The organism is Bifidobacterium sp. UTCIF-38 (assembly GCF_006454495.1).
Taxonomy (GTDB): Bacteria; Actinomycetota; Actinomycetes; order Actinomycetales; family Bifidobacteriaceae; genus Bifidobacterium; species Bifidobacterium callitrichos.
This window is the reverse complement of the sequence record NZ_JFAL01000002.1, coordinates 126212-151170: the sequence shown is the minus strand read 5'-3', so window position 1 is coordinate 151170 and position 24959 is coordinate 126212. Positions and strand designations below refer to the sequence as shown.

General features: G+C 64.7%; 17 protein-coding genes. 12 read left to right on the top strand and 5 right to left on the bottom strand.

The features are described 5' to 3' along the window. Positions 1 to 20: 20 nt before the first annotated feature. Genes BW11_RS01215 through BW11_RS11485 form a run of 5 tightly spaced genes read left to right on the top strand, consistent with a single transcriptional unit; the run spans position 21 to position 8405 of the window. Complete coding sequence (locus BW11_RS01215) at positions 21 to 2606, top strand: RNA helicase (protein ID WP_140444389.1); 2586 nt, start codon at positions 21 to 23, stop codon at positions 2604 to 2606. A 50-nt stretch (positions 2607 to 2656) separates the two neighbouring features. After that, positions 2657 to 4024 (top strand): replication-associated recombination protein A, encoded by a 1368-nt coding sequence (locus BW11_RS01210; RefSeq protein WP_140444388.1) that lies wholly within the window; start codon positions 2657 to 2659, stop codon positions 4022 to 4024. A 58-nt stretch (positions 4025 to 4082) separates the two neighbouring features. Further along, positions 4083 to 4889, top strand: a complete 807-nt coding sequence (mtrA, locus tag BW11_RS01205) for an MtrAB system response regulator MtrA (protein ID WP_043165331.1) — start codon at positions 4083 to 4085, stop codon at positions 4887 to 4889. Next, a complete protein-coding gene (mtrB, locus tag BW11_RS01200) occupies positions 4886 to 6640 on the top strand; it encodes an MtrAB system histidine kinase MtrB (protein ID WP_140444387.1) in 1755 nt (584 codons plus the stop codon). The genes mtrA and mtrB overlap by 4 nt, the downstream gene beginning before the upstream one ends. Next, complete coding sequence (locus BW11_RS11485) at positions 6624 to 8405, top strand: LpqB family beta-propeller domain-containing protein (protein ID WP_181162440.1); 1782 nt, start codon at positions 6624 to 6626, stop codon at positions 8403 to 8405. The genes mtrB and BW11_RS11485 overlap by 17 nt, the downstream gene beginning before the upstream one ends. A gap of 86 nt (positions 8406 to 8491) precedes the next feature. Here BW11_RS11485 and BW11_RS01190 read toward each other — a convergent pair whose 3' ends face one another. Beyond that, positions 8492 to 8761, bottom strand: coding sequence for a hypothetical protein (locus BW11_RS01190; RefSeq protein WP_140444386.1), 270 nt, complete (start codon positions 8759 to 8761; stop codon positions 8492 to 8494). A gap of 358 nt (positions 8762 to 9119) precedes the next feature. Here BW11_RS01190 and BW11_RS01185 point away from each other — a divergent pair, with 358 nt between their 5' ends. The 5 genes from BW11_RS01185 (at position 9120) to BW11_RS11725 (ending at position 15183) form a co-directional block, all read left to right on the top strand. Then, complete coding sequence (locus tag BW11_RS01185) at positions 9120 to 10103, top strand: substrate-binding domain-containing protein (RefSeq protein ID WP_140444385.1); 984 nt, start codon at positions 9120 to 9122, stop codon at positions 10101 to 10103. A 162-nt stretch (positions 10104 to 10265) separates the two neighbouring features. Then, entirely contained in the window at positions 10266 to 11795 is a 1530-nt protein-coding gene (locus BW11_RS01180) for a sugar ABC transporter ATP-binding protein (RefSeq protein WP_043165326.1), read from the top strand. Between the two features lie 8 nt (positions 11796 to 11803). Next, the gene (locus BW11_RS01175) at positions 11804 to 12877 is read left to right on the top strand and encodes an ABC transporter permease (protein ID WP_375137613.1); all 1074 of its coding nucleotides are present in this window, start codon (positions 11804 to 11806) and stop codon (positions 12875 to 12877) included. Further along, positions 12874 to 13896 (top strand): sugar ABC transporter permease, encoded by a 1023-nt coding sequence (locus BW11_RS01170; RefSeq protein WP_140444383.1) that lies wholly within the window; start codon positions 12874 to 12876, stop codon positions 13894 to 13896. Before BW11_RS01175 ends, BW11_RS01170 begins: the two co-directional genes overlap by 4 nt. 687 nt (positions 13897 to 14583) lie before the next feature. Next, complete coding sequence (locus tag BW11_RS11725; RefSeq protein WP_258184433.1) at positions 14584 to 15183, top strand: TM2 domain-containing protein; 600 nt, start codon at positions 14584 to 14586, stop codon at positions 15181 to 15183. Positions 15184 to 15282: 99 nt separating this feature from the next. Here the strand turns inward: BW11_RS11725 and BW11_RS01160 are convergent, their stop codons facing one another. The 4 genes from BW11_RS01160 to BW11_RS01145 form a co-directional block, all read right to left on the bottom strand. Then, positions 15283 to 16746 (bottom strand): MFS transporter, encoded by a 1464-nt coding sequence (locus BW11_RS01160; RefSeq protein ID WP_140444382.1) that lies wholly within the window; start codon positions 16744 to 16746, stop codon positions 15283 to 15285. Positions 16747 to 16757: 11 nt separating this feature from the next. After that, positions 16758 to 17063 (bottom strand): YhbY family RNA-binding protein, encoded by a 306-nt coding sequence (locus tag BW11_RS01155; protein WP_043165319.1) that lies wholly within the window; start codon positions 17061 to 17063, stop codon positions 16758 to 16760. A gap of 102 nt (positions 17064 to 17165) precedes the next feature. After that, positions 17166 to 21305: a DUF3418 domain-containing protein gene (locus BW11_RS01150; RefSeq protein ID WP_140444381.1), complete on the bottom strand. Its 4140-nt coding sequence runs from the start codon at positions 21303 to 21305 to the stop codon at positions 17166 to 17168. A 67-nt stretch (positions 21306 to 21372) separates the two neighbouring features. Continuing rightward, positions 21373 to 22038, bottom strand: coding sequence for a class I SAM-dependent methyltransferase (locus BW11_RS01145; protein WP_140444380.1), 666 nt, complete (start codon positions 22036 to 22038; stop codon positions 21373 to 21375). Between the two features lie 154 nt (positions 22039 to 22192). Between BW11_RS01145 and hflX the strand changes: the two genes are divergently transcribed. Both hflX and BW11_RS01135 read left to right on the top strand, forming a co-directional pair. After that, complete coding sequence (hflX, locus tag BW11_RS01140; RefSeq protein WP_140444379.1) at positions 22193 to 23680, top strand: GTPase HflX; 1488 nt, start codon at positions 22193 to 22195, stop codon at positions 23678 to 23680. 282 nt (positions 23681 to 23962) lie between these two features. Continuing rightward, positions 23963 to 24928: an L-lactate dehydrogenase gene (locus BW11_RS01135; RefSeq protein ID WP_043165480.1), complete on the top strand. Its 966-nt coding sequence runs from the start codon at positions 23963 to 23965 to the stop codon at positions 24926 to 24928. The last annotated feature ends 31 nt before the right edge of the window (positions 24929 to 24959 follow it).

Sequence of the window (24959 nt, the reverse complement as noted above, 5' to 3'; positions counted from 1 at the left end):
GTCGACTAAGCTAGTGAGACATGACTGACGAGAAGGACAACGCATACGGGTCGCTGGGGCGGCTCGCCCCCGCGTGGGATGGCACCGAACGGGAACGCAACCTGACCGACGACGACATCTACGAACGATTCTTCGGCTGGGTGTCGGACGTCAAGGGCATCGAGCCGTGGCCGCATCAGGAGGAGGCCATCATGGACCTCCTTGCAGGCGACCACGTGATCCTCAACACGCCCACGGGCTCCGGCAAGTCGCTGGTCGCCCTCGGCATGCACTTCGCCGCCCTGTGCACCGGCCGGCGCTCCTACTACACGGCCCCCATCAAGGCGCTCGTCTCCGAGAAGTTCTTCGACCTCGTTGAGGTGTTCGGCCGCGACAACGTCGGCATGATCACCGGCGACAGCCACATCAACGCCGACGCGCCGATCATCTGCTGCACCGCGGAGATCCTCGCCAACCAGGCGCTGCGCGAGGGCGAGCACGCCGACGTCGGGCTCGTCGCGATGGACGAGTTCCACTACTACGGCGACCCGGAGCGCGGCTGGGCGTGGCAGGTGCCGCTGCTCACCCTGCCGCAGACCCAGTTCCTCCTCATGAGCGCAACACTTGGCAACGTCGACGCCATCGCCGACAAACTCGAGGACCTGAACGACACGCCCGACGTGGACGTGATCGCCGACGCGCCCCGCCCGGTGCCGCTGAGCTACGAGTACACGCTCGACCCGTTGGAGAAGACCGTCGAACTCGCGTTCAGGAACGGCGAGACCCCGATCTACGTCGTCCATTTCTCGCAGGACGCGGCCCTCGACACCGCTCAGGCGCTCGCCTCCACCGGCGTCTCCTCGAAGGAGCAGCGCGCCGCCATCGCCGAGGCCATCAAGGGCGTCAAGTTCACCACCGCGTTCGGCAAGATCCTCCAGCGTCTGCTACGCACCGGCGTCGGCATCCACCACGCCGGCATGCTGCCGCGCTACCGCAGGCTCGTCGAACAGCTCGCCCAGCAGGGCCTGCTGCCCGTGATCTGCGGCACCGACACGCTCGGCGTCGGCATCAACGTGCCGATCCACTCGGTGGTCCTGACGGCCCTGACCAAGTTCGACGGCACCAAGATGCGCCGTCTCAAGGCCCGCGAGTTCCATCAGATCGCAGGCCGTGCCGGGCGCATGGGATTCGACACCGAGGGTTTGGTCGTCGCGGAGGCCCCCGAATACGAGATCGAGAACCAGAAGGCCGTCGCCAAGGCCGGGGGAGACCCGAAGAAGCTCAAGAAAGTCAAGCGCAAGAAGGCACCCGAGGGTTTCGTCACATGGAACCAGAACACGTTCGACAAGCTCATCGACATGGAGCCCGAAACGCTCATCCCGCACTTGAAGATCACCCATTCGATGGTGCTCAACGAGGTCGCGCAGGGCGGCGACGCGCGCGAGCGCATCGACGACCTCATCGACGACTCGGCGCAGACCCCCGAGCAGAAGGAGCAGCTGCACCAGCGCGCCGACGAGATCTTCCAGACCCTGTTCGACACCGACGTGATCGAGATCCTCAAGACCCGCGACGGCAGTGACGACTACGTGATGACCCTCGACATGCCCGACGACTTCGCGCTCGACCAGCCGCTCAGCCCGTTCCTGCTCGCTGCGCTGGAACTGCTTGACCCCGAGTCCGACACGTACGCGCTCGACGTGATCTCGATGGTGGAGGCCACGCTCGACGACCCCAAGCAGGTGCTGCGCGCTCAGGAGCGCGCAGCCCGAGACAAGGCCATGGCCGACATGAAGGCCGACGGCCTCGACTACGACGAGCGCATGGACCGGCTGCAGGAGATCACCTACCCCAAGCCCCTGGAGGACATGCTCCAAGCAGCGTTCGACCAGTACCGCCACGACGTGCCGTGGGCCAACGACTACTGGCTGAGTCCCAAGTCGGTGGTGCGCGACATGGTCGAGACCGCCTCCGACTTCACCGGGTACATCGCCCGTTACAACATCGCCCGCTCCGAGGGCACGCTCCTGCGCTACCTGTCCGACGCATACCGTGCGCTCGCCCGCACCGTGCCGCCGGAGAAGCGCGACGAGCAGCTCAAGGACATCATCGCCTGGCTGCGCGTGCTCGTGCGCTCGATCGACTCGAGCCTCGTCGATGAGTGGGAGAACGCCGGCGACTCGGCCGACGCCTCCGAGGCGGCCGTCTCGCTCGCCGCGCCCGGAGCGAGGGACGTCGTCGTCGAGGACCGTCGGGGCCTGACCGTGCTCGTGCGCAACGCCCTGTTCCGTCGCGTCACGCTCATGGACCTGGACGATCCGGACACGCTGGGCGCGCTCGACAAGGACTGGGGCTACGGCGTGCACGAATGGGAGGACGCGCTCGACGACTACTACGACGAGCACGAGTACGTCAACACCGACGCCAAGGCCCGCTCCGGCGAACTGTTCATCCTCGACGAACGCCACGAGAAGGACGAACACACGTGGAAGGTGCGCCAGATCATCGACGACTCCGACGGCGACCACGACTGGGCCATCACCGGCGTCGTCGACCTTGACTCGACGCAGGAGAGCGGTGAGGTGGTCTTCGTTGACTACCGTGTCGGCACGATCGACGGCGAGTGAGCGCGGGGAGCATACGAACGTCTGTTCGAATCGTGAGGTAGTGTGGAGGCATGACCGATAACGACCTGTTCGCCGCATCCGACGCGCCCGACGACGTGACGCGCCCGCTCGCGGTGCGCATGCGCCCGCGCACCCTGGACGAGGTGATCGGGCAGTCCCACGTGCTGGGGGAGGGCTCGCCCCTGCGCCGCCTCGCCAACCCGGCCAGCCGCGGCAGCCTGACCGCGCCGAGCTCGATCATCCTGTTCGGCCCTCCCGGCGTCGGCAAGACCACGCTCGCCACGATCGTCGCCCGCCAGTCAGGACGCGTGTTCGAGGAGCTTTCCGCCGTGACCAGCGGAGTCAAGGACGTGCGTGCCGTGCTCGAGCGCGCGCACGAACGGCTCGTCTCACGCGGGCAGGAGACCGTCCTGTTCATCGACGAGGTCCATCGCTTCTCCAAATCGCAGCAGGACGCGCTCCTGCCGGCCGTCGAGAACCGGGACGTCACATTCATCGGCGCCACCACCGAGAACCCCAGCTTCTCCGTGATCAAACCGCTGCTGAGCCGATCCGTCGTCGTCAAACTCGAATCCCTCGAACCCGAGCAGCTCACCGAACTGGTCCGACGCGCCCTCGACTCCGAGCACGGACTCAAAGGCGAGGTCAAGGCCAGCGACGAGGCCATCGCCGAAATCGTGCGCATGGCCGGCGGCGACGCGCGCAAGTCCCTGACCATCCTCGAGGCGGCCGCCGGGGCCGTCACCGGAGACAAGGCGCGCGAGAAGGGCAGGCGCCGCCCGACCATCACCCCCGAGATCGTCTCGAGCGTGATGGACACCGCCACCGTGCGCTACGACAAGGACGGCGACGACCACTACGATGTGATCTCCGCGTTCATCAAGTCGATGCGAGGGTCCGACCCGGACGCCGCGATCCACTACCTCGCGCGCATGATCCGGGCCGGCGAGGACCCGCGGTTCATCGCCCGACGCATCATGATCGCCGCCGCCGAGGAGGTCGGCATGGCCGCCCCGCAGATCCTCCAGGTCACCGTCGCCGCCGCGCAGGCCGTGGCGTTGGTCGGCATGCCCGAGGCACGCATCATCCTCGCCGAGGCGACAATCGCCGTGGCCACCGCCCCCAAGTCGAACGCCAGCTACAACGCGATCAACGCGGCGCTCGCCGACGTCGACGCGGGACGCATCGGCGCCGTGCCGCTGTACCTGAGGAACGCGCCCACCAAGCTCATGAAGGAGTGGGGCAACCACGAGGGCTACAAATACGCGCACGACTGGCCGGGCGCGGTCGCCCCGCAGGAGTACATGCCCGAGGAACTACGCGGGCGCGAATACTACCATCCGAACGACCGCGGGTACGAGCGGGAGGTCGCCGCGAACCTCAAACGCATCAGGCCGATCCTGCACGGCGGCGAATAGCGGACTACAATGATCGCGAAGTGAGGAATTCAAGGAAGATGGCAGAAAGAGGCCGGCGATGACGCAGGACGAGCTTGAAGGCAGGACGATCATGATCGTCGACGACGATCAGGCGCTGGGGGAGATGCTCTCGATCGTGCTGGAAAACGAGGGATTCCGCACCGTCACCTGTCTCGACGGGCTGCGCGCCGTGGAGATGTTCCCCACCGTCGAACCGGACCTCATCCTGCTCGACGTGATGCTGCCCGGCATCGACGGCACCGAGGTGGCGCGCCGCATCCGTGCGACCTCCTCGAACGTGCCGATCATCATGCTCACCGCGAAATCCGACACCGTCGACGTGGTCGCCGGTCTCGAGGCCGGAGCCGACGACTACGTGTCGAAGCCCTTCAAGGTCGTCGAACTGCTAGCGCGCATCCGCGCCCGCTTCCGCATCCAGCCCAAGGCCGCCGGTGTCGTCGGCTCCTCCGCAGGAGCCCGCGGTCTCGTCCCGAACGGAGACGCCGGCCCGTCCGGGATGGCGCAGGGCGGCAACGGCGATCCGAACCGCATCGAACGCGGCTCGATCGTCATCGACCGTCTCGCCCACACCGCCACTAGGGACGGCCGTGACCTCTCCCTGACGCCGATGGAGTTCGAACTGCTCGCCGTGCTCGCCGCCTCGGCCGGCGACGCGATCAGCCGCTCCAGCCTCCTCAAGCGCGTCTGGGGGTACGAGTCCTCCGGAGACACGCGTCTGGTCAACGTGCACGTGCAGCGTCTGCGCGCCAAGGTCGAGGACGATCCCGAACATCCGAGCGTCATCGTCACCGTGCGCGGCATCGGCTACAAGTTCGTGCCGCCCGAGCCCCGCGCCGACGCATGAGCGAGAAGTCGCGCAGCGTCGAGCGTCTCGCCGGAATACTGCGCCGCGGACCGCATCTCCGGCGAAGGTTCAGCTGGCGCAGGCTGATCAGAAGCGGCCGCGCCGAGGTCAGACGATCGCTTCAGGCACGCACCGTGGCTCTCGTCGTCCTGATCGCACTGGCGGTCGCGGTCGTCTTCTCGATCATGTCGATGCTCTCCGTGCGCTCCTCGATGATCGACCAGGTCACCAATCAGGCGCACTCCGACTTCTCCGACATGGTCTCGCAGGCGCAGACCGCGCTCGACTCCGCCGACGTGTCCGATTCGGTGCAGTACCAGCAGCTGGTCAACGACATCGCCTCATCACTGCAGAACGAGGGTGCGGCCAATCTGACCGGCGTCTACCTGTGGAGCCGTGATATGTCGAACCGGCTCATCGTGCCGGTCTCCACGGACCCCACGTACGAGTCCGACATCTCCGACGACATCCGCGTCGCCGTCTCCTCCGACACTTCGGACCGCGTGTTCTATCAGCCCGTCTCCATCGCCGGCTCCGACGGCGACAGGGTACCGGCCGCGGTGCTAGGCACCTCCCTCGACTTCGGCGCGACCGACGGGCTCGCCCTCTTTGCCCTGTTCTCCTACGAGACGCAGCAGACGTCGCTGCTGCAGATCCAGCTCAACCTGCTTGTCGTCTGTCTCGCGTTAAGCGTGCTCATGGGCCTGCTCGTGTGGTTCACGCTGCGCGGCATCGTCCGTCCCGTCTCCGAGGTGGCTGCCGCCGCCGAAACGTTCGCGTTCGGCGATCTCGACGCGCGTGTTCCGGAGAACCGCAACGACGAGATCGGTTCGCTGCAGCGCTCGTTCAACTCGATGGCCGGCGCGTTGAACCAGAAGATCGACGAACTGGAGGAGGCCGGCGCGATGCAGCGGCGATTCGTCTCCGACGTGAGCCACGAGCTGAGGACCCCCGTCACGACGATGCGCATGGCCTCCGATCTGCTCGAAAGCCGCAAGGACGAGTACGATTCGATGACCCGTCGCACCGTCGAACTGCTCGGCGGGCAGATCAACCGATTCCAGGACATGCTCGCCGACCTGCTGGAGATCTCCCGCTACGACGCCGGATACGCGGCCGTCGACCTCGTCGAGACCGACGTGCGCGACCCCATCGACGAGGCTGTCGACCAGGTGAGCGAACTCGCCGCGGCCAAACGCGTGCCCATTCACGTGTACCTGCCCAACATCCAGGTGCTCGCGCGCATCGACGCGCGCCGCATCATCCGCATCGTCAGGAACCTCCTCGCCAACGCCATCGACTTCGCCGAGGGCAATCCGATCGAGGTGCAGCTCGCCGCCAACCGCCGCGCCGTCGTCATATCCGTCAGGGACCGGGGCATCGGCATGTCACCGGATCAGGTCACGCACGTCTTCGACCGGTTCTGGCGCGGCGACCCCTCGCGCGCCCGCACCACCGGCGGCACCGGGCTTGGCCTGTCGATCGCGATGACCGACGCCAGACTGCATAAGGGCACGATCCGCGTGCGCTCCAAACTCGACGAGGGCACATGGTTCCTCGTCATTCTGCCGCGCGACCCGGGCAAGGGTCCGGTCGCCGACACGGAACTGCCGATCGACTTTAGGCATGACACCGACCGGATGGTCGTCACCGGCGGATTCGGCGTCGCCGACAACCGCAGCGTCGACTATCTCGAAGGGCAGCCCGAAGAGCAGGGGGAACAGGAGGGACATCATGCGCAGGAACCATGACGTGTATGGCGTGCATCGCGTACGGCATCGCATACTAAGAGCGCTCGCGGCGGCGTTCGCCGTCCTCGCGCTCGGGGCGACGACCGCCTGCTCAAGCCCCATCGGACTGCCCACATCCGGCGCGATCCGCGCCACGGCACCGGTGGAGAAGCAGACGAGACGCGTCTACACCAGCCCCGAAGGGCCCGCCCAGAACGACCAGCCCGAAGGCATCGTCGAGGGGTTCTTCAGCGCCATGCCGGAAGGCGTACAGGCCGATGGCTACCGGGTGGCCCGTGAATACCTCTCCGAATCGGCGTCGGACACGTGGAACGGAGACGCGTCCGCCATCATCTACGACGGCACGCCCACCTACATCAGAAAGGCGATCCCGCGTGCCAGCTCCGTGGAGACGGGGGCTCTTGAAATCGATGTCGAGATGAACGTCATCGGACGGCTCGACGGACAAGGCCTGTTCACCCCCACCGTCCAAGGCGATCCCACGGTCCTGTCGTTCACGATGAGCAAGGAGTCGGGACAGTGGCGCATCTCGGGGCTCGACGACGGCGTCGTCGTCTCATCCGCCGACTTCGAGCAGGTGTTCCGTCAGGTCTCCGTCTATCGGGTCGACGCCGCCGGCAGGCATCTCGTCCCCGACGTCAGATGGTTTAGTTGGCGCAACTGGCGTACGCAGGCGGTCAGAGCCGTGCTCGCCGACGGACCGGCATGGCTCGGCGAGGCCATCAGGAGCCTTGACGCGGACAAGGTCATGCTCGCCGTCGATTCCGTGCCGATGGAGAACAACAAGCCGCAGGTGCAGCTGACGGACGGGTTCCTCGCACTGTCGTCGGGGGAGTGTGCTCTCCTCGCCCATCTGATCCGGTTGACCCTGGGCGATGGGGTCGTGAGCGCGCCGCTCAAGCTGCTGGTCGACGGCGCCGATTATTCGGACATCGACGGCGGCGTCAATCTGGATGCGCAGCAGCCCAGCGTCGGCATCTACACGCTCACCGACGGCCGCGTGGTCTCGCTCGATTCATCGAGCCCGCTGCGCGTGGGCGAGACCAAGGGATTCGATGACGCGAGGGGATTCGCGTTCTCCTCATCCGGCGGGGCCGTATTGCGTTCGGATGGCGTCGTCGAATGCCTCAAGGCGGACGCCTCGTCATGCGGCGTCATGTTCTCGGGGCGCGCCATGACCTCGATCTCCTCCGGTCTCGACGGCGAGATCTGGGCCGTGTCCCGTGACGGTCGCAGCCTGTACGTGTCGAGGGACGGCGTCAGCCGTGAGATCAAGCCCCTCTGGCTGGGTGATGAGGTGATCCATGCGGTTGCGGTGTCGCCGGAGGGGGCGCGTCTGGCACTGGCCGCGGACGACGGAGTGAGATTGACGGGAATCGGTCGTGATGACAGCCAGACGCCGTCCAAACTGTCCTCGCAGGCGACGAAGGTGAGCGAGCGCGGTGATGTGACGATGGTGACGTTCTATAACGATCTGAATCTGGTGTACGTCACTTCGGCGATGCCGACCGGTGCGGCCGGGAAGGAGGGCGACCGTGGTTCCGCGCAGGTCGCGCAGCAGGCGTTCCGTCAGATCACGCCCGGTCCCGATGCGCAGAAGCGTCTGCCCGATTCGACGGTCGTCGCATTGGCCTCCGGGCAGATTGCCCTCTATCGCAGGCTGGCCGTGCTCGACGATCTGGGCATCGTGCGTTCCGTTTCCGGTTCGCTTGACGGATCATGGTCGATCGCCGACTCCCAGGTCACCGCGCTGGGGGCGCAATAACGCAGGTGACGTAACGAATTGCGCCCCGTCCGGATGGAACGGGGCGCAATTCGCATGCGTATGGAGCGTGGGGCGGACGGGCCGGATCAGATGCCGCCGTACTCGCTCTTGAAGAGCTCCTGCGGCACTTCGGAGTTCAGCGGCACCTCGTAGATGAGGTACTGCATGTTGAATGGGATGTTAAAGAGGTGTCGCTTGACGCCGTACACCTCCTCGGTGCCCAGGAAGTTGAAGTTGTCCGGGCACTCCGGCTCCCACTTGGTCAGCAGGTCGGCCGCGTCGCCGATGGTGGCGGCCACGCCGGCCAGATGCTTGACGCCGTCGATCTGCTTGAGGATGAGGAAAACGGTATCCATGAAGGGTTCCTTTCATGTTGCGTCATGTTGCGTTGTTCGGTGTGAGGCGACGGTGCTCGTCGCCCGTGTTACCTAGCTATCCGACGTAGCGCCATCGCCACTATGTAGTAGGGGCTTCGGCGCCTCGTTACGGCACCCCCATTATCGCTCGAAAACGGCGAAACCGCGCCGATATCTCGGCCTTGGAAGGCAATGTTATCAATTTGTTATGAAGCTGTTATCGAATCGTTATCGCCTCAGATTGAACGGTCGCGATGTTTGATTCATACTTGGGATTGTCGATGACGGAATGTCATCAAGGAAAACAGCCAAGGGGATGATCCCTTGGGAGTCTCGATAACTCGAGGAGGAGTACATCATGAAGAATTGGAAGAAGGCCATCGCGCTCGTTGCGTCCGTCGCGGCTCTGGTCAGCGTCGCCGCCTGTGGTTCCGCGTCCAGCTCCAGCAGCGGCGATTCCGGCAAGAAGGTCGTCGGCTTCGTCGCCGTCGGCCCGGAGGGCGGCTTCCGTACCGCCAACGAGAAGGACATTCAGGCGGCGTTCAAGGCGGCCGGATTCGACCTTCGTTACTCGCCGACCCAGAACAACGACCAGCAGAAGCAGATTCAGGCCTTCAACAAGTTCGTCAACGACGAGGTCGACGCCATCATCCTGTCCTCCACCGAGGATTCCGGCTGGGATGAGTCCCTGAAGAAGGCCGCCGAGGCCGAGATCCCGGTCTTCACCGTCGACCGCAACGTGGACGTCAAGGACGCCGACGCCAAGAAGGCCATCGTCTCCCACATCGGACCGTCCAACGAGTGGGCCGGTGAGCAGGCCGCCGAGTTCATCAACAAGAGCTTCCCGGACGGCGCCAACGGCTTCATCCTCGAGGGTCCCGCCGGCCTGTCCGTGGTCAAGGACCGCGGCACCGGCTGGAACAACAAGGTCGCCTCCAACATCAAGGTCCTCGAATCCCAGTCCGCCAACTGGTCCACCGATGAGGCCAAGACCGTGACTGCCGGCCTGCTGGACAACCACAAGTCCGAAAACCCGCAGTTCGTCTTCGCGCAGAACGATGAGATGGGTCTCGGCGCCGCTCAGGCCATTGACGCGGCCGGTCTCAAGGGCAAGGTCAAGGTCGTCACCATCGACGGCACCAAGAACGCGCTGCAGGCCCTCGTCGACGGCGACCTCTCCTTCGTGATCGAGTACAACCCGATCTTCGGCAAGGAGACCGCTCAGGCCGTCAAGGACTATCTGGACGGCAAGAAGGTCGAGGCCGACATCCAGATCGAGTCCAAGACGTTCGACGCCGCCTCCGCCAAGGAAGCTCTGGATTCCGGCTCCCGCGCCTACTGATCGACACTGATCGATATCCGGCCCTGGCCGGATCCGTGATGGACCGAAACCGCACATGAAAACGCATGATGGTGCATGAAGTACTGCTTCGTGCACCATCATGCATGTCGGGTCGAAATATCACAAAACGGTAACAATCTCCCTTCTCCCAAAGGCAAAGATATGACAGACAAAACCCCTATCGTCGTGATGAAGGGCATCACGATCGAGTTCCCGGGCGTCAAGGCCCTGGATGGTGTCGATCTGACGCTCTACCCGGGCGAGGTCCACGCGCTCATGGGTGAGAACGGCGCCGGCAAGTCGACGATGATCAAGGCGCTCACCGGTGTGTACAAGATCGACGCCGGATCCATCGTCGTCGACGGCAAGCCGCAGCAGTTCAACGGCACGCTCGACGCGCAGAACGCCGGCATCGCCACCGTGTATCAGGAAGTCAACCTGTGCACCAACCTCTCCGTCGGCGAGAACGTGATGCTCGGTCACGAGAAGCGCGGTCCCTTCGGCATCGACTGGAAGAAGACCCACGAGGCCGCCAAGCAGTACCTGGCGCAGATGGGCCTCGAACACATCGACCCGCACACCCCGCTGTCCTCGATCTCCATCGCCATGCAGCAGCTGGTCGCCATCGCACGAGCCATGGTCATCAACGCCAAGGTGCTCATCCTCGATGAGCCGACCTCCTCCCTTGACGCCAACGAGGTGCAGGACCTGTTCGCCATCATGCGCAAGGTGCGCGACTCGGGCGTCGCCATCCTGTTCGTCTCCCACTTCCTCGATCAGATCTACGAGATCACCGACCGACTGACCATCCTGCGCAACGGCCGCTTCATCAAGGAGGTCATGACCAAGGACACCCCGCGTGACGAGCTCATCGGCATGATGATCGGCAAGTCCGCCGAGGAGCTCTCGCAGATCGGCGCCAAGAAGGCGCGTCGCGAGATCACCCCGGGCGAGAAGCCGATCGTCGACGTCAAGGGCCTTGGCAAGAAGGGCACCATCAACCCGGTCGACCTCGACATCTACAAGGGCGAGGTCGTCGGCTTCGCCGGCCTGCTGGGCTCCGGCCGCACCGAGCTTGGCCGTCTGCTTTACGGCGCGGACAAGCCGGATTCGGGCACCTACGAGCTCAACGGCCAGCAGGTGAGCATCAGCGACCCGTACACCGCGCTGAAGCACAAGATCGCGTACTCCACCGAGAACCGCCGCGACGAGGGCATCATCGGCGACCTGACCGTCCGTCAGAACATCCTCATCGCCCTGCAGGCCACGCGAGGCATGTTCAAGCCGATCCCGAAGAAGGAAGCGGACGAGATCGTCGACAAGTACATGAAGGAGATGAACGTCCGACCGGCCGATCCCGATCGTCCGATCAAGAACCTCTCCGGCGGCAACCAGCAGAAGGTCCTCATCGGCCGTTGGCTGGCCACGCACCCCGAGCTGCTCATCCTCGATGAGCCGACCCGAGGCATCGACATCGGCGCCAAGGCCGAGATCCAGCAGGTCGTCCTCGACCTGGCCTCCAAGGGCATGGGCGTCGTCTTCATCTCCTCGGAGCTCGAGGAGGTCGTCCGTCTGTCCGACGACATCGAGGTCCTCAAGGACCGCCACAAGATCGCCGAAATCGAAAACGACGATACCGTCTCGCAGTCCACCATCGTCGAGACGATCGCCAACACGAACGTGAATAACTGAAAGGAGGGATGATGGCTGATAAGAAGCAAGAAGACAAGAACAACGTCTTCAAGAAGCTGCTGTCCTCGAACCTGACCGTCGAGGTCATCGCACTCGTCCTGCTGATCCTGCTGTGCACCCTGTTCGATCACGCGTTCCTGGCACTGTCCTGGAACAGCAACACCGGCGGTCTCGCCGGCCCGCTGATCACGATGCTCCAGGAATCCGCCCGATACCTGATGATCGCCACCGGCATGACCCTGGTCATCTCCACTGCGGGCATCGATCTTTCGGTCGGTTCCGTCATGGCGGTCGCCGGCGCCGCGGCCATGCAGGCCCTCAACGGCGGCATGAACGTCTGGGTCGCCATCCTGCTGGCTCTCGTCATCGGCGTGATTGTCGGATGCGTCAACGGCTCCCTCATCGCGTTCCTCGGCCTCCAGCCGTTCATCACCACGCTGATCATGATGCTCGCCGGCCGAGGCCTGGCGAAGGTCATCACCTCCGGTGAGAACACCGATGCCTCCGCGGTCGCCGGCAGCGAACCGCTCAGGTGGATGGCCAACGGCTTCATCCTCGGCATTCCGGCCAACTTCGTGATCGCCGTCATCATCGTGGCTCTCGTCGGCCTGCTGTGCCGCAAGACCGCCATGGGCATGTTCATCGAGTCCGTCGGCATCAACCCCGAGGCCTCCCGCATGACCGGCATCAAGCCCAAGAAGATCCTCTTCCTCGTCTACGCGATCTCCGGCCTTCTCGCCGCGGTCGCCGGCCTGTTCGCCACTGCATCCGTGATGCGCGTCGACGTGGTCAAGACCGGTCAGGATCTCGAGATGTACGCGATCCTCGCGGTCGTCATCGGTGGCACCTCGCTGCTCGGCGGCAAGTTCTCCCTCTCTGGCAGCGCCGTCGGCGCCGTCATCATCGCCATGATCCGCAAGACCATCATCACCCTCGGCATCGATTCCGCCGCAACGCCGGCCTTCTTCGCCGTCGTCGTGATCGTGATCTGCGTGATGCAGGCTCCCAAGGTTCGTAACCTGAGCGCGGAACTCAAGCGCAAGCGCGCGCTCAAGGCCCAAGCAAAGGCGGTGGCAGCATGACAACAGCTACGGCAACCCCGGCCAAGAAGGCCGCTAAGAAGACGCGTCGCATGGACGCGCAGATGATTCCGACCATTGCGGCAGTCGTGATCTTCATTCTGATGATCATCATGGGACAGGCCCTCTTCGGCACCTATCTGCGACTGGGCTTCATCTCCTCCCTGTTCATCGACCACGCCTACCTGATCATCCTGGCGGTCGCGATGACCCTGCCGATCCTGACCGGCGGCATCGATCTGTCCGTCGGCGCCATCGTCGCCATCACCGCCGTCATCGGCATCAAGCTGACCATCGCGGGCGTTCCCGCCTTCCTGGTCATGATCATTATGCTGCTGATCGGCGCGGCGTTCGGCCTGCTGGCCGCGACCCTGATCGAGGAATTCAACATGCAGCCGTTCATCGCGACGCTGTCCACGATGTTCCTCGCTCGTGGCATCGCCTCCATCATCTCGACCGATTCGCTGACCTTCCCGGACAACAACAACTTCGATGTGATCTCCAACGAGATCAAGATCATCGACAACCCGAAGATCTCCAACGATCTGTCCATCAACCTCGGCGTGATCATCGCCATCATCGTCCTGATCGGCGGCTACGTCCTCCTGCACCACACGCGCACCGGACGTACGATCTACGCCATCGGCGGTTCCCGTTCCTCCGCGGAGCTCATGGGCCTGCCGGTCCGTCGAGCCCAGTTCACGATCTACATCACCTCCGCGGCCCTCGCTGCGCTGGCCTCGATCGTGTACATCGCCAACATCGGCTCCGCCAAGAACACGGTGGGTGTCGGCTGGGAGCTTGACGCTGTCGCCTCCGTCGTCATCGGCGGCACGATCATCACCGGCGGCTTCGGCTACGTCCTCGGCTCCGCACTTGGTGCCCTGGTCCGTTCGATCATCGACCCGCTGACCACCGATTTCGGTGTCCCGGCCGAGTGGACGACCATCGTCGTCGGCCTCATGATCCTCGTCTTCGTGGTCCTGCAGCGTGTGGTGACCGCCGTCGGCGACAAGAAATAGGCAAGCCCGGTAAGTGTCCTTAAGGTCCGGTCCCGATCACACGGAACGGGCCTCGGACACCCCGGGTGATCACCGTGAATATCAATAACTGAAATAGCCGTTTCGGGTCGATCGTCTTCGGTCCGTGATGTCCTGGATTTTATTCCTTCCTACCACTCTCCGGGTAGTCCGGAGGAGACGGAAGGAACAAGATCGGGCGGACACATGGATGGTACGCCAATCTCGATCGCCCTTGGAAGGCAACCATCTCTTTATTCCTTTCCTTCTTCATCCGGCGTGTGGGGGTGTGGTTCCTGTACGGGGCCACACCCCCACACGTTTTTGTCTGTTCTCCGCACCCCGACCCCCATTCCGCGTACGCTGAGTCCCCATCAGCGTACGTTCCTCGTGGCCATCCCCTCGTTATCACCCGCATTCGTACGCTGAGTATGGGGCAGCGTACGAAAACGGGTGATGGAGCGGGAAAGACCACGTTCCGCGTACGCTGACGACAAGTCAGCGTACGTTCGTCGGGAGTCAACCTTTTTTAGCCACCGTAAGGGGACGGTAGTCAAGAACCGACACAGATCCAAGAGACCTCGAGGAAGAGGTAAGGATCGGAGTCCATAGTCTGTTCGTCGGATATGTGAGAAGATGTATGCGACAATACATGGTCGGTTGATCCGGCTGGAAAGGGAGGACGTCACGATGAGTGATCCGAATCAGTTCAATCAGACCCCGAATCAGACGGACGGATCAGGACAGGTGGGGTACAACGGGAACACCAGTCAGGAAGCCGGCAACGGGTACCCCGGTCAGGGATATCCGGCGTACGACGGACAGTCGGCAGGATCGGCGCAGTATGGCCAACAGGCGGGGCACGCCGGCCAGCAGCAGGCACCGGGATACGGTACCCAGCAGGCGCCGGGGGGATATGGTGCACCCGGATACGCCCAGGGGTATACCCAGTATGGTTCACAGTACAGTGCGCCATACGGTGCCGGACAATACCAGTATGGACAGGGCGCCCCATACTACGGTCCATACGGGGCGAGGAGCACGAAGTCGAAGATCGCGGCGGGACTGCTCGGCATCTTCCTCGGCGGGTTCGGCGCGCACAACTTCTATCTGGGTAACACGAGCAAGGCGGTAGCGCAGCTCCTGCTCACATTGGTCGGCTGGATCGCATTCGGATTGGGACCGATCGCCGCGGCGATCTGGGGATTCGTCGAAGGCATCCTCATCCTGTGCAGCAGTACGGGAAGCCCCTGGCACCGGGATGCGCAGGGGCTTGAGCTGAACGATTGACGATTCCCGTCGACGGGAATACGAAGAAGTCCCCGGGCCATGACGGCTCGGGGACTTCTTCGGTTGATTGGTTATCGGTTTTGGTTGATCGGCCGTATATCACCGGTGCCGTGCCGCGCGGATACGGAAGGCCACGGCCAGCGAGAGCCATCCGAGGATGCAGATGACGGTCATCACGGCGAACACCCACGAGCCGCCCACGGCGGTCGCGTGCATGAACTCGGGGGAGCCCTCCGAGCCGTGACCGGCCTGCGCGACCGCGAGGATCGTGGAGAACAGTGCCGTTCCCGCGGCGCCTCCGAATTGGAGGGCCGTGTTGAAGATCGCGTTGCCGTCGGGCGCGAATTCGTGGGGGATCGAACTCAACGCGCTGGTCATCACGTTCGAATTGCCGAGCGCGAAGAAGAACCCGAAGATGAAGTAGAAGCCGGCGAGCAGAGCCGGGGTCAGGTGCATCGAGAACGCGAACAGCAGCGCCGGACCGAGGATCGCGATGCCGAACGGCACCAGCACCGGTCCGACCGCGCCGAACCGGTCGTAGAGCCATCCGCCGAGCGGCGCGCACACGGCGCCGATCAGAGCGCCGGGCAGCACCAGAGCGCCCGCAAGGAACGCGTTCGTGCCAAGGGAAAGCTGCGCCACGTTGGTGATCACATAGCCGAATCCGATCGAGACGATCGGCATGATCAGGTACGCCACCAAGTGCAGCAGAACCACACGGTCCTTGAGGATCCCGAGACGCAGCAGTGGTGAGAACGCACGATGGGACAGCCAACCGAACGCGATCAGCGAGGCGAGGCCGATCACGAAGCTCAATACCGCGATCACGCCCGAGGTGCCGACCGGCTGTCCGGACACGGCGGCACTCACCGCCACGCCGGCCTGATTGAGTCCCAGCACCATGCCGACGAGTGCGACGACGATCGCGGTGAGCTGCAGCGGATCGAGATACGCCGCTTCTGTGGGCGACTTTTGCTCGATGCACATGAGGCCCACGAATGCGGCGATGAGCATCAGCGGGATCGCGATGACGAAGATCGCGCGCCACGGCAGCACCGTCGTCACGGCGCCGCCCACGGTCGGGCCGATGGCGGGGGCGACCGTGATGACGAGGGATCCGACGCCCATGAGCCGGCCGATCTTGGAACGCGGCGACTGCTCGAGGATGATGTTCATCATCAGCGGGGTGGCGACGCCCGAGCCCACGCCCTGAATGATGCGGGCTACGATGAGCATCGGGAACGCGCTCGCGAAGATCATGATGATGGAGCCGGTCAGCGCGAGCACGACCGCGGCGATGAAGATCGTCCTCAGACGGAACCGGCGCTTGAGGAACGAGGAGACCGGCATCGTGGCGGCCACCGTCAGCAGGTAGATCGTCGTGATCCACTGCACGGTGGCGGTGTCCACATGGAACTCGCGCATGAGCTGCGGGAAGAGCACCGTCATCACCGTTTCGGTGAGGATGCCGATGAAGGCCAGCGATCCGGTCGCGACGATCGCGCCGATCAGCCTGCCGGGGATGCGCTCGTCGGGAACACGGGAATCAGTCTGCGAAGCCATGCCGCCCCGCGTCACTCGCGCACGAGGGCGATGTGCTCGATGTCGTCGCGCTTCGAGCGGCGGAACAGCACGAAACGGTTGCCGATGGTCTGCACCACCTCGGCGCCGAGCTGTCCGGCGAGCTTGTCGGCCGCCTCCTTGGCGTCGAGGCCGGAACCGTCCTGCACGCTGATCTTCACCAGCTCGCGCTTGGCGAGGGTTTCGCTGGTCTGCTTGACCAGCGAGTCGCTGATGTCGTTCTTGCCGATGTTGATGAGCGGCTTGAGGCTGTTCGCCATGCCGCGCAGCTGCTTGATCTGCTTCTTGGTCAGTGCCATGATGAATGTTTCTCCTTATCCGTTTTCGTGCTGTCGTATTGTATCGGAGCAGGCCAACCTAGGGGCATCCTAGGGCATCCTAAAGCCACTCCTAGGGCGCTCCTAGGCGGCCAGCGCCTTTTTGATGCGGTTGAGGCTGGCGGGCTTCGGCGTGCCGATCTCCTGCGCCCACAGGCTCACGTAGAACTCCTCGAGCATCCACCGGGCCTCGGTCGCGCGCTTCATCATCCTCTCGTGCGAGGGGCCCGCCGGCTCGCGCTTCGCGGCGGCTGTGGCCTTGTCGACCAGCTGGCGCGCCTCGTCGGCCTCCCACGCCCAGCGCACGTCGCGGTTCTTGTCCTGCTTCGCCTTGTTCAGGCGCATGAGGTCCGCGTTGAGATAGCGTTCGATCGACTTCAGGGCCGTCGGGGGAGCGGCGCCGATGAAACCGGGGAACACGAGCGTCGCGATATGCTCGCGGATCGACTGCAGCACCGAGAGCATCGGCAGATCCGCCTTGCCCGATACGGCCTTGTCGACCTCGGCGTATCGTCTCAGGATCGCGATCACGTCATGAGCGACCGCGTAGACCGTGTCCTCGTACACCTCGCGCACGTCGAGCACCGCGTTCGCCAGCGCCTCGTCGTCCGGCAGGCGATCCACATCCGGCAGGAGTCGTTTGACGGCGGCGAGCTGCAGATCCTCGACCAGTTCCTTCGTCGACTTGTACGGGGCCGAGGCGAGCATCAGCGCCTCCGTGCCCAGCCATCGCGAGGAGATACGGTCGGAGGGCAGGCGCAATGCGTCCAGCGCGCCGTGCCAGAGCATCGAGGCGCGCGATTCGGTGGTCGCTCCCGCCTTGTGCAGCAGGTCGGCGCGTTCGACGAGACGACCCGCGTCGCCGGCCTTGTCGGCCTGCTTGCGCACCATGTTGCGCGCCGACTCCTTGGCTTCGGCGGCGAATTTCACCTGCAGCGCCTTCAGGTCCTTGGATCTGCCGAGCGTTTTGACCTGCGTGCGGCCGCGTCCGGGACGCCCGGAGGATCGCCCGCCGATCCGCTCCTCGACGACGAACGTCATCTTCAGGTACGGCTGGAGGCGCGCGATCAGATCCGGTCCCAGCACCTCCGGGTGGATCTGCGCGCCCATCACGGCGATCGCCGCGCGGGTGAACACGTGCGCCAGATCCGGCCAGACGGTCTCGTCGTCCGGGGGCGTGTTCGGCTTGCGCATGTCGCCCGAACCCGGCAGACACGGGTAGTGCTCGTCGATCCACGAGCGGATCTTCCTCGCGGCGTCCGGCGCGGGCACGAACTGCACGCGCAGCTGCTTGGGCAGCGCCTTGATCATCGCGAGGATCAGCTCGTCCAGAAGGCCGGGCACGTTCCATGTGAACTGGTCGGGCAGGAGGCGCGAGAGGGCCTTCAACGGCACGTGCACGGTCACGCCGTCGTTCTCGTCGCTCGGATCGTACACGTAGCTCAGGCGCAGGTCGATCGGCTGGCCGTCCGTGCCGAGCGTATGCCAGTGGTCCGGATAGTCGGCCAGACTCACCGAATCCGCCGTCTGCAGACGTTCGACCTTCTCCGGGTCGAAGTCGAGCAGCGTCGGCTTCTCGTCGTGCACGCCCTTCCACCATTTCGCCAGCGCGGCCACGGAGGTCACGTCATTGGGGATGACGGCGTTGTAGAAGTCGAACAGATCCTCGTCGGACACGGTCTCGGCGACCTGACGCGTACGGTTCGCGTCGTCCGCGGCCTCCTCGAGAAGCTTCACATTCCTCGCGACGAACTCGTCGTAGCTGAACCGCTGCTGGATGTCGCCCTCCACGAGCCCCTGACGGATCAGGAAGTCACGCGCCTCCGGCGGGTTGATGCGCCCCCACTGCACGGTGCGATCCTGCACGATCGGCAGACCGTACAGCAGCACCTTCGCGTTCGCCACCGCCGAGCCGCGCGATCCGGACCAGTGCGGCTCGGCGTACGTGGTGCGCGTGAGACTGCCGGCCAGCGGTTCGGCCCACGCGGGGTCGATCGCCGCCGAATAGCGGGCCCACAGACGCGAGGTCTCCACCAGTTCGGTCGACATCACCCAGCTCGGCGTGGCCTTGGAGACCGCCGAGGCGGGGAAGAGCGCGAAATGCGTGCCGCGTGCGCCCAGATAGTCGTTCTTCGACATCTTCTGCGCGCGCTTCAAGGCACGGGCTCTCGCCGCACCCTTGAGGTTCGCGTAGTCGGACGCCTTCGGCTCGCGGATCACCTGCATGCCCATCATCGACAGCAGGCCCGCGAGCATCGACTTGTGGATGCCGTCCGCATCCCATGCGCAGCACAGCGAATGCGCCGCCTGCTGGTTGATCGGCAACTGGCGGATCTCCAGTCCGGCGCGTGTGGAGGGCAGGGGATCGCCCACCTTGAACTTCATCTCGCGACACATCTGCCTGAGCTGGGAGACCAGATCCTTCCACTGACGCATTCTCAGCCAGCTGAAGTACTCGGTCTTGCAGATGCGGCGCAGCGCGTTGTTGCTCGGCTCGCCATCCGCCTGGAATACGCGGTCCCAGATGTTCAACGCCGTCAGATAGTCGCTCGTGGCGTCCGCATACCGGTTGTGGATGCGATCCGCCTCCTCGCGCTTGTCATCCGGACGCTCGCGCGGATCCTGCAGACTCAGGAACGCGACGACCACCAGCACGGCGGCCAGCGTGTTCGGAGATGCGGTGCGCGCCGCCTCGATGATCATGCGGCCCAATCGCACGTCGATCGGAATGCGCGCCAGCTGGCGCCCGATATGCGTGAGCGTCACCTCGCCGCGATGGCGGGCCACGGCCTTGAGCTCGGTCAGCTCGTTGAAGCCGTCCGACACGGCCTTCATGTCCGGCGGATCGATGAAGCCGAACCGCGTCACGTCCTCGGCGGTGCGCGCCACGCCCACCGACAGCATGTGCAGCACCACCGCGCCCAGGGAGGTCCTCAGGATCTCCGGCTCGGTGAACCGCGGGCGCGTCTCGTAGTCCTCGCGCGAATACAGGCGGATCGCGATGCCGTCCGCCACACGGCCGCATCGGCCGCTCCTCTGGTCGGCGCTCGCCTGACTGATCGGCTCGATCGGGAGCCTCTGCACCTTCGCGGTCTTCGAATACCGGGAGATGCGCGCGTTGCCTGGATCCACCACGTAGCGGATGCCCGGCACCGTCAGCGACGTCTCGGCCACGTTCGTGGCGATGACGATGCGCTGATGCGTATGCGATTCGAACACCCTGTGCTGGTCCGCGGCCGAAAGCCTCGCGAACAGCGGCATGATCTCGATCGCATCCGGACGGCGCATGTCGTCGGCGCGCGGGCCGTAGTGATGCCGCAGCGCCGCCTCGAACTCGTGGATGTCTCGCTCGCCCGAGGCGAACACGAGGATGTCGCGCGGCCCGCGCTCATGCGAGGAGTGGATGACCAGCTCGGCGCAGGCGCGCGCCACGGCCGTGGGCATGTCCGTGATCGCGTCGTCGGCGAACCGCGAATTGGCGTTGCCGCCCGACCTACCGGCGCGGGGGGAGTCGGAGCCGTCGTCGGCGATCGCGTTGGCCAGCTCCTCGTAGTCGGCGTCGCCGGGGCGGGCGCCGGTGGCGAACCCCGGCACCTCGCGCATCAGCGCGGGCGCGGTGCCGAGCGGCTCGTAGACCACCTGCACCGGGTAGGTGCGGCCCGACACCTCGATGACCGGCACCTTCTCGTGCAGCGCCTCCTCGAAGTGGCGCTGGAACTTCTCCGAATCGATGGTCGCGGAGGTGATGACGAGCTTCAAATCTCGCCTCTTCGGCAGCAGGGCCGTGAGATACCCCAGCAGGAAGTCGATGTTGAGACTGCGCTCATGCGCCTCATCGATGATGATCGTGTCGTAGCGGCTCAGCTGCGGATCCCTCTGAATCTGCGCGAGCAGGATGCCGTCGGTGACGACCCTCAGCCGCGTGCTCGGCGAGCTCTCGTCGGTGAAGCGCACCTGATAGCCGATCTCGTCGCCGAGGCGCACTCCCATCTCCGAGGCGATGCGCTCGGCCACGGTACGGGCCGCGATACGCCTCGGCTGCGTGTGCACGATCTGCCTGCCGTGCGAACCCCTGCCGAGCTCGAGGAGGATCTTCGGCAGCTGCGTGGTCTTTCCCGAACCGGTCTGGCCGGAGACGATGACCACCTGGGATGAACGAACGGCCTTCGCGATCTCATCGCGCGCGGCCGAAACCGGCAGTTCGGACGGATATTCGAAACGCATTCCCTTATGACTTCCCGCTGACTTTCCGCATCACTAGCGTCACTATGTCACTAGTTATTAGTTATTTCTAGTTATTTCGCAAAACCTCAATGATACGGAAGCCCTTGGAGCTTGCGTACTTGGACACGGAGAAATCCTCTCCGAGCGCATCGTCCAGCCATGGGATCAGCGAATCGGAGCCGAGATTCCTCTGCACCACCAGATAGGCGGCGCCGTTCGGCTTCAGCCTCGGCAGCCAGGCCATCAGCAGCGTGTGCAGCGCCTCCTTGCCGATACGGATCGGCGGATTCGACCAGATCGCGTCGAAGGTCTCGTCCGCGTCGATCGGCTCGCAGAACGCGGGCTGGCGATCGGCCGGCAGGGGAGTGCCGGACTCGTCGACCTGCGTGACGTGCACGTTCGCGCAGCCGTTGGACACGGCGTTGGCGTGAGTGAGATCCAATGCGCGCTCGTTGACGTCCACCGCCATGACCTGCGCCTTGGGAGACTCGAACGCCATCGCGAGGGCGATCGGACCCCACCCGCAGCCCAGATCGAGCAGTCGACCGGTCTCGGGCGTCTCGGGGGCGTGCCTGAGCAGCACCGACGTGCCGAGATCAACGCGCGAGGAGGAGAACACGCCGTTGGAGACCTGGACCGTCGCCTCACGCCCGCGCAATGTCACGTGGAGCGTGCGCCGCACGTCCTTCGAGGATGGCTCGGCCGAGAAATACTGTTCCGTCTGTTGCGTCATGATCATTCCACTTCCGTGTTCGTTCGTTTACTTGTTCGTTTGAATGATTGTTCGATTGTCCGTTGGTCGGTCCGTATAATAAGGAACCATAGTTCAATCGTGATACCACGCAACGCGTGAAAAAGAGGTGGCATTGACCCGCGACGCCGAATCCATGGGGAAGTACGAAGACCGGACCGAGGGGGACGAGCATGGCGATGTGCTCGCCGAGGCGTCCGAGGTCCTGATCGACGAGGGCGGCGGATCCGCACCATGGGCCGAAAGCCACGATGAGGCGTGGGAGGAGCGCGAATCCCGCAATCAGCTCAAGCACGTCACCGGTCTCGGCGAGCTGCAGGACGTCACCGAGGTCGAATACCGCAAGGTGCGTCTGGAGCGCGTCGTGCTCGTCGGCGTGTGGTCGTCCGCGCTCACCACACAGGCCAAGGCCGAGGAGTCGCTGCGAGAACTCGCCGCGCTCGCCGAGACCGCGGGCGCGGTCGTGTGCGACGGCCTCCTGCAGCATCGCATCAAGCCCGATGCCGCCACCTACGTAGGATCCGGCAAGGCGAAGGAGATCGCCGACATCGTCGCGCGCGAGGAGGCGGACACCATCGTCGTGGACGACGATCTGCCGCCGAGCCAGCGTCGAGGACTGGAGGATGCGGCCAAGGTGAAGGTCGTCGACCGCACCGCGGTGATCCTCGACATCTTCGCCCAGCATGCCACCAGCCGTGAGGGCAAGGCGCAGGTGGAGCTCGCGCAGCTCGAGTACATGCTGCCGCGACTGCGCGGCTGGGGCGGTTCGCTGTCCCGTCAGGCCGGCGGTCGAGCGGCGGGCGCCGACGCGGGCATCGGCTCGCGAGGCCCGGGCGAGACGAAGATCGAGATGGATCGTCGTGTCATCCGCACCCGCATCGCCAGGCTTCGCAGGCAGATCCGCGAGATGGCGCCGGCCCGCGAGGTCAAGCGCGGCTCCCGACGCCGCTATGGTCTGCCCACCATCGCCGTGGTCGGCTACACCAACGCCGGCAAGTCGTCGCTCACCAACCGTCTGACCGGTTCGAGCGAGCTTGTCGAGAACGCGCTGTTCGCGACGCTCGACACCGCCGTGCGCCGCGCCAAGGCGCGGGACGGGCGACTGTACGCCTACGTAGACACCGTCGGATTCGTCCGCAGACTGCCCACGCAGCTGGTCGAGGCGTTCAAGTCGACGCTGGAGGAGGTCGGCGAGGCCGACGTGATCCTGCACGTCGTCGACGGCTCCCACCCCGATCCGTTCTCGCAGATCGACGCGGTCAACGAGGTGCTCGCCGACATCGAGGGCGCCGAATCGATTCCGCGGCTGCTCGTGTTCAACAAGGCCGACCGATGCGACGAGGCGACGCTGGAGCGGCTCGCCGCGCTGGAGCCGGACGCCCACATCGTCTCCGCGTATTCCGGTCGCGGGCTCGACGAGCTGCGCGACGCGGTCGAGGCGCTGCTGCCCACCCCGGGCGTGCATGTCGAGGCCCTGCTGCCGTATTCGGCCGGCTCGCTGCTCTCGCAGGTGCGCGAGTACGGGCATGTCGACAGCATCGAATGGCTCGCCGAGGGGGTGAAGGTGGTCGCGGACGTCGACAGCCGTCTGGCCGCGCGTCTGGTGGAGCGTTCCGTCGGGTGACTCTCGGGTGACTCTCGGGTGTCTCTCGGGTGTCTCTCGGGTGTGTGGCTCGGTTCGGCCGGCGTGTCCGACCGCGTGTTGACGAATGTTCATGCACTGTCAATGTGACCTTTACCACATTGTTCCCTGCATGATGTTGTGAGCGATAACAATCCAATATTTCCAACGATTCATGACGTGTGTCGGTGTATGCGAAGTCAGGTAATGGGAGTACATTGAGAGCCGTTGGTTGAATGATGTCCGCCCGCAAGCGGACGTCCACTCTAAGAGAGGTTCATGAACATGGCAGAAACCCTGGTTACCAAGCCCACGAAGCTTGCCGTCATCGGCGCCGGCGCAGTCGGCTCCACCCTCGCCTTCGCAGCCGCCCAGCGCGGCGTCGCCCGTGAGATCGTCCTCGAGGACATCGCCAAGGAGCGCGTCGAGGCCGAGGTGCTCGATATGCAGCACGGTTCCAGCTTCTACCCGACCGTCTCCATCGACGGTTCGGACGATCCTGAGATCTGCCGCGACGCCGACATGGTCGTCATCACCGCCGGCCCGCGTCAGAAGCCGGGCCAGTCCCGTCTGGAGCTTGTCGGCGCCACCGTCAAGATCCTGCAGGCCATCATCCCGAACCTGGTCAAGGTCGCCCCGAACGCCATCTACATGCTGATCACCAACCCGGTCGACATCGCCACCCACGTCGCCCAGAAGCTCTCCGGCCTGCCGGAGAACCAGGTCTTCGGTTCCGGCACCAACCTCGACTCCGCCCGTCTGCGCTTCCTGATCGCGCAGCAGACCGGCGTCAACGTCAAGAACGTCCACGCCTACATCGCCGGCGAGCACGGCGACTCCGAGGTCCCGCTGTGGACCTCCGCCACCATCGGTGGCGTTCCGATGCTCGACTGGACGCCGCTGCCGGGCCACGAGCCGCTCGACGCCACCGTCCGCGAGCAGATCCACCAGGACGTCAAGAACGCCGCCTACAAGATCATCAACGGCAAGGGCGCCACCAACTACGCCATCGGCATGTCCGGCGTCGACATCATCGAGGCCGTCCTCAAGGATTCCAACCGCATCCTGCCGGTGTCCTCCATGCTCAAGGACTTCCACGGCATCTCCGATGTGTGCATGTCCGTTCCGACCCTGCTCAACCGCAACGGCGTCAACACCGCCATCAACACCCCGGTCTCCGACAACGAGCTCGCCGCCCTCAAGCGCTCCGCCGAGACGCTGAAGGAAACCGCCGCCCAGTTCGGCTTCTGATCGGCTTCTGACTGAACCGGCATCACCGGCG